The organism is Candidatus Ruminimicrobium bovinum (assembly GCF_902760015.1).
Taxonomy (GTDB): domain Bacteria; phylum Elusimicrobiota; class Endomicrobiia; order Endomicrobiales; family Endomicrobiaceae; genus Ruminimicrobium; species Ruminimicrobium bovinum.
Map to the genome: position 1 here is coordinate 1 of NZ_CACWEU010000180.1, position 6,773 is coordinate 6,773.

Below are 6,773 nucleotides of genomic sequence, written 5' to 3' on the forward strand. Positions count from 1 at the left end.
CACAAATCCATGCGAAATTCGGATCCCGATGCAGCGGTTTATTGGCTTGCAAGAATGTTGGAAGCGGGTGAAGATCCGTTATATATTGCAAGAAGAGTTACAAGGTTTGCAAGTGAAGATGTTGGGCTTGCAGACCCGAGGGCACTTGAAATTGCCGTGGCTGCATACCATGCCTGCCACTTTATAGGAATGCCCGAATGCAGTGTTCATTTAACCGAAGCCGTTGTTTATATGGCTATGGCACCGAAATCAAATGCTATGGATACGGCATATCATCTTGCTGCCGAAGATGCAAAACAGCACCTTGCAGAGCCGGTCCCTTTAGTAATAAGAAATGCACCTACAAAACTTATGAGAGAACTGAATTACGGTAAAGGTTATCAATATGCACACGACACAAAAGATAAACTTACAAATATGCAGTGTTTGCCGGATTCTTTAAAAGATAAAACTTATTATCATCCAACCGAACAAGGTTTGGAAAGTAAATATAAAGAAAGATTGAAACAAATTAAAGACTGGAAAAAAGCACATAAATAATTTAAAATTATTAATCGGAAATATCAACATCCGGAACAATGGCTATTTCATATTCCGGATAAATTTGTTTAAGTTCATTATATAAAACTTTAAGACATTCGTTTGCGTCCGTTTCAAAACAAATAACAACGTCAAATCTTATTTTTTTTGCAGCCGTATCCGCATAAAATCCGTGTATTTGTAAAATCCAATCATGTGCCATTACGGTTTCATGAACCGTATTATATACTTTTGCAGCTTCATCATTTTTTGTATTGTAAGAATAAACACCTACACCTGCAAGAATAACACCTGTTTGGTGATAAACTTCAGTTTGTAGTTTTCTTGTTAGTTTATCAACTTGTTCAACCGTCATTATATCCGGTAATTCCAAGTGAACCGAAGCAAGATTTTTATTAGGTCCGTAATTATGAATAATTAAATCATATGCTCCGCGAACTTCAGGTTCTTGGGTTAGAAGTTGTTTTATTTTTTTTGTAGTTTGACTATCAGCTCTTTTGCCTAAAATATCACCTAAAGTATCGGACATCATTTCTATACCGGCTTTTATAATTACGACAGAAATTATTATACCTACGTAAGCTTCTAATGATATTTTTGTTGTAAAATAAATTATTGCCGATGCCAATACGGAAGCCGAAAGTATGGCATCAAACATTGCATCGGTACCGGAAGCTATAAGGGCTGTTGATTTTACTTTTTCTCCGTTTGATTTTACGTATTTTCCAAGTATAATTTTTACAATGACGGCAACGGCGATTATTATTAATGAAATTATTGAATAATCCGCTACTTGCGGATGAATAATTCTTTTTATTGATTCAATTGCCGCTGTTATACCGGCATACAAAACTATTGCCGAAACAAGCAGTGCACTCATGTATTCTATTCTTCCGTGTCCTAAAGGATGCTTTTTATCCGGAAGTTTATTTGCAAGTTTTGCACCGATTATTGTAATTAGTGAAGATAAAACATCAGATAAATTGTTTACGGCATCCAAAATGACGGCAATAGAATTTGATATTAAACCTATTGTCGCTTTAAATGCCGCAAGAAGTATGTTGGTAATAATTCCTACGATACTTGTATGAACTATTATTTTATCTCTGTTTATGGTTTCTTGAACTGAATTTTCCGCAACGGAAAGCTTTTTGTTGTCCATAAATAACCTCTTTAATTTAAGTTAATATTATACAATAATTTTAAAAGTTGTTGTATAGAAATTTATCAGCGTAAATTAAAAATAAAATTTTATTAAAAAATCAATGTTTTTTTGTTGATTTTTCACTCAATTTTTAATATAATCAAAAAGATTGCAAGATATAGTTTTTAATAGGAAAAATATATAATGAAAAAGATTTTATTAAGTATTTTGTTTATGTTTATTGTAACTTGTGTATTTGCGGAAGAAGGTTTTAAAATAAAAACGGTTATTATAGAAGGTATAAAAAATGTAAAACCGAAATCGGTTATATCTGAGATTAAAACCAAAAAAGGTAAAGTTTATGATGAATCTGTCGCAAGGGAAGATATAAGGAGAATTCTTTCCATAGGTTCTTTTGATAATGCCGAGTATTATGTTGACAGTCAAAACAGAACCGTTAGGTTTGTTGTATCGGAAAAACCTTATATTGCAAAAATTGTTTTTAAAGGTAATAAAGAATTTTCAAACGGGAAATTAAAAAGTGAAGCAACCGTAAAAGAAAAAGGGTTTTTCGATAAAGCCGAACTTGAAGAAACCAAAAGAAAAATTTATTCTCTTTACGGTGATAAAGGTTATGCCGATTGTCAGATAGAGGCATACCCTACAACAGATGTCGACGCCAACAAAATGACAATATCTTTTTTAATTACCGAAAATAAAAAAGTGGTAATAGGTGATTTGTATATAGAAGGGTGTCAATCTTTTAAAGTTAAAAAAATAAAGAAATTGGCAAAAACGAAAAGTAAAAAAGTTTTCAAAGAAGAAACTTTAAAAAATGATATGTTGGAAATTACAAAATTTTATAAAAATCGCGGTTTTATGGATTTTTCAATAGACGAACCCGTAATTTCTTACAACGAAGAAAGAACCCAGATGTTTATAACTTTAACGTTAAATGAAGGTCAAAAATATTTAATAGGTGATATATCTTTTCACGGTAATTTGGTTATTGATGATGAACAAATAAAAAAATATAGTGTTTTGAAAAAAGATGATATTTTCAGTCAGGAAAAAGTAGCCGAAACTTTAAACAAAATTTATGACGATTATTCAAATAAAGGTTACTTGCAGGCGTATGTGGCTCCCAATTTTACAAAAGGTGTACACAATAATTTATCGGATGAAGAAGCCGAAAATACTCCGGTTACCGATGCCGATTTTCCAAAAATCGCAAAATCAATATATGCTGAATCCGAATCTTACGTTGATATATCTTATGAAATTCAGGAAAATAATCAGGTTTTTGTCGGTAATATAGACATAGAAGGTTTAACTTCCACAAAAGATAATACCATAAGAAGAGAAATACTTTTAAAGCCCGGTGATGTTTTATCGTCGGGGAAAGTAAGAAGAAGTATGGAAAAAATTTATAATTTAGGTTTTATCGATGGGGCTGAACCTAATATTGTTCCTACAAATTCGCCTGATATTATGGATTTGGTATTCGGTATAACCGAAGGTAAACCCGGTATGATAACGGCCGGTGCAGGTTATTCTTCCGTTGATAAATTTGTAGGTTCCGTTCAATTACAACACATGAATTTATTCGGTAAAGCACAAAGGTTAAATTTATTGTGGGAATTCGGTGCAAGAAGAAGAAATTATGAAATCAGTTGGACAGAACCTTGGTTCTTAAATAAAAAAATGAGTTTAGGGCTTTCCGTATATAACATAGAAAGGTTAAGAGATTATAATTATACAACAGATGCTTATAGAGAAGGTCGACTTGGAGGTTCTGTTAAAGTAGGTCCGAGACTTACCGATAATTTGTCCTTGCTTTTCGGATATACTTACGAACATGTCAGATTGTTTGATATAAAAGATGAACAACTTAGAGAAAGTATATTAAACGATCCCGATTTGGCAAAAGACAGAACTTCAAGTGTTTTGGCGCAAATAACTTATGATACAAGGGATTATGTTTTTGATCCGTCACGAGGTGCAAAATATACTTACGGAATTTCGGTTGCAGGCGGACCTTTCGGCGGTAACGTTAATTATATAAGAAATTCCATAAGAGCGGCTTGGTTTATTCCTACATTTTGGAAATTTGTATTCTCCATAAATGTAAATCTCGGTTGGATAGAAAGTTATGGCGGTTCAAAAGATGTTCCATTGTATGAAAAGTATTATATCGGCGGTGCCGATACCGTTAGAGGATATAAATACAGAACCGAAGTAGGACCTTATGACGGCGGTAAAGTAATGTCGGTTGTAAATTTTGAATACAAATTTCCTATAGTTCAGGAAAACAAAAAGACCGTTTTACAAGGTGCATTCTTTTATGATATAGGTGGAACTTGGAAGACGGCTGATAAAGTTCATTTAAGTTTCGGAACGGATAACCCGGATAACAATGAATATTATTTGAAATCCGGTGTAGGTTTCGGTATAAGGTTTGCAACACCGGTATTTCCGTTACGGCTTGATTGGGGTTACGGTTTAAATCATAAACCGGGTGAAGATTTACAACAGTTCTATTTTACAATAGGAAATGTGTTCTAACAAATTGCTAAGCAATTTGTAGGGTTATTAGATTATAAGGTTATAGGATTATAAGTTTAAATTAAAAAAACAACCTATAACCTCATAACCCTATAAACCTGTAAACTAAAAATTTACAGGATAAATTTTTAAGGGGAAACAATGAATTTTACATTAAAACAAATTGCAGAAATCGTCGGCGGTAAAATTACAGGAAACGAGAATTTAACGGTAGTATCAATAAATACATTGCAGGATGCAGCCGAAAACGAATTGTCTTTTTTCGGTAATCCGAAATATGAACATTTTTTAAAAACAACAAAAGCCGCAGCGATATTAGTTCCGGAAAATACAAACATCAGTCAATATGAAGGTAAAACTTTTATTCTCGTTAAAGATCCGCAAGTTGCTTACGGGAAAATTTTAAATATATTAAATGATATAAAACTTTCAAAAATAAAAGTGTTTATAAGTCCGAAAGCCGTAATAGAAGAAACGGTAAAATTAGGTAAAAATGTTTCAATAGGGCATAATGTGGTTATAGAAGAAAATACGGAAATAGGTGATAATACAAAAATTTTGGCAAATGTTTTTATAGGGCAAAATGTTAAAATAGGTAAAAATTGTTTGATATATCCTAATGTTACGATAAGGGAAGATACAATTATCGGTGATGATTGTATCTTAAACCCCGGTGTTGTTTTGGGCGGAGACGGTTTCGGCTTTGTTTCCGAAGGTGATAAAGTAATAAAAAAACCGCAGTTGGGTTATGTCGAACTCGGTAACAATGTTGAAATAGGTGCAAATACAACAGTTGACAGGGCAGCTTTACCGTCAAGTAAAACATATATCGGTGATAATACAAAAATAGATAACCTTGTAATGATTGCACATAATGTTCACATAGGTAAAAATTCCACGATAGTTTCACAAGTCGGTATTGCCGGTTCAACTACCGTCGGTAATCATGTTACTTTGGCAGGGCAAGTTGGTATTGTGGGGCATTTAAATATAGGCGACAATGTAATGATAGGTGCTCAAAGCGGAATAACAAACGACATACCGGCAGGGCAGGTTGTTGCAGGCGAACCTTATCAACCTTACAGAAGGTATTTACAAACAAAAGCAATAATAAAAAAATTACCGGAAATATATGCTACGGTAAAAGATTTGGAAAAAAAGATAAACGATAAAGAAAATAAATAATATAAAGAGGTTTTGAAGTTTATGTCAAAGCAAACTACTATTGCAAAAGAAGTTGTTTTAGAAGGTGTAGGATTGCATACGGGTAATAAAAGTAAAATAGTTTTTAAACCGGCACCTGCAGATTACGGAATACATTTTATAAGGGTTGATTTGCCGAATAAACCCGATATAAAAGCCGATTGGCAGCATTTATCCGGCGACGTAGCTATAAGGGGAACCATAATAGAAAAAGACGGTGTAAAAATTTATACGATAGAACATATTTTGGCATCATGTTCGGCATTACAAATAGATAATGTTCTTATAGAAATAAATAATAGCGAACCGCCGATTCTTGACGGCAGTGCAAAAATAATTGCGGAAGAACTTTTAAAAGCCGGAATTAAAGAACTTGAAGCCGAAAGAACATATTACGGTTTAAAAGAACCTGTTTCTTTTAAAAACGGACAAACCGAAATTACCGCATATCCGTCGGATAATTTCGAAATAGAATGTACTATAGGTTTTGACCATCCTTTCTTATCGCATCAGGAAGGAAAATTTATAATAACAAAAGAAAATTTTACAAACGGAATTGCTGCCGCAAAAACATTTTGCTTTGATTACGAAATAGAAGCATTACAAGCCAACGGTTTGGCAAAAGGCGGCAGTTTGGAAAATGCAATAGTTATAGGACCTACGGGGATTCACAACAAAGAGCCGTTAAAATTTGAAGACGAATTTGTTCGTCATAAAACTTTGGATTTAATAGGTGATTTGTATTTGCTGGGAAAACAATTAAAAGCAAAAATAGTTGCAAAAAAACCGGGTCATAAAAATAACGGTCTGTTCGTTAAAGAGTTTATAAAAAAAGCAATAATAATTTCGGATAAAAAACAGGAAGAGGTAAAACAAAATATGGAAGGTGAAGAAAGGTTAATAGAAAGTGAACAAATTCAAAAAATTATTCCGCACAGATATCCGATTCTTATGGTTGATAAAGTAAAGCTGACAAATAATCCTAATGTTGCAACAGGTTATAAAGCCGTTAGCGGTAATGAACCTTTCTTTCAAGGACATTTCCCGGGTAAGCCGATAATGCCGGGTGTTTTAATAGTTGAAGCAATGGCACAAACGTCATGTGTTTTATTTTTATCAAGGCCTAATATGTCAAACTGTTTGGCTTATTTTATGGGAATAGATAATGTTCGTTTTAGAAGAACGGTTCTTCCCGGTGATTTGTTGGAATTAAAAATAGAAGTTTTACATAGCAGCGGTAAAAAAGGTAAAGTTAAAGGTATGGCTTATGTTAACGGAAAACTTGCTACCGAAGCCGAATTTATGTTCATTATAATGAAAA

Annotated in this window: 4 protein-coding genes and 1 pseudogene; 4 read left to right on the forward strand and 1 reads right to left on the reverse strand. The window is 33.2% G+C overall.

Features of this window, described 5'->3' with window-relative positions; translation table 11 throughout:
* Positions 1 to 540, forward strand: a pseudogene (locus tag ACMUOV_RS06100) (replication-associated recombination protein A); the annotation flags it as partial.
* A gap of 10 nt (positions 541 to 550) precedes the next feature.
* On the opposite strand, the gene ACMUOV_RS06105 reads toward ACMUOV_RS06100, so the two are convergent.
* A complete protein-coding gene (locus ACMUOV_RS06105; RefSeq protein WP_413854221.1) occupies positions 551 to 1,702 on the reverse strand; it encodes a cation diffusion facilitator family transporter in 1,152 nt (383 codons plus the stop codon).
* Between the two features lie 186 nt (positions 1,703 to 1,888).
* Here ACMUOV_RS06105 and bamA point away from each other — a divergent pair, with 186 nt between their 5' ends.
* From bamA to ACMUOV_RS06120, 3 genes are all read left to right on the forward strand, one after another.
* On the forward strand, positions 1,889 to 4,249 hold the full coding sequence (gene bamA, locus ACMUOV_RS06110) for an outer membrane protein assembly factor BamA (protein WP_413854222.1): 2,361 nt from the start codon (positions 1,889 to 1,891) through the stop codon (positions 4,247 to 4,249).
* A gap of 141 nt (positions 4,250 to 4,390) precedes the next feature.
* Positions 4,391 to 5,434, forward strand: coding sequence for a UDP-3-O-(3-hydroxymyristoyl)glucosamine N-acyltransferase (gene lpxD, locus ACMUOV_RS06115; RefSeq protein ID WP_413854223.1), 1,044 nt, complete (start codon positions 4,391 to 4,393; stop codon positions 5,432 to 5,434).
* A gap of 21 nt (positions 5,435 to 5,455) precedes the next feature.
* Positions 5,456 to 6,773: bifunctional UDP-3-O-[3-hydroxymyristoyl] N-acetylglucosamine deacetylase/3-hydroxyacyl-ACP dehydratase (locus ACMUOV_RS06120; protein ID WP_413854224.1), on the forward strand; the 1,318-nt coding region annotated here is incomplete at its 3' end.

Bases quoted from the DNA above. Each gene is read 5' to 3' on its own strand.
- ACMUOV_RS06105 (WP_413854221.1), bottom strand. From the start codon at position 1,702: ATGGACAACAAAAAGCTTTCCGTTGCGGAAAATTCAGTTCAAGAAACC.
- bamA (WP_413854222.1), top strand. From the start codon at position 1,889: ATGAAAAAGATTTTATTAAGTATTTTGTTTATGTTTATTGTAACTTGT.
- lpxD (WP_413854223.1), top strand. From the start codon at position 4,391: ATGAATTTTACATTAAAACAAATTGCAGAAATCGTCGGCGGTAAAATT.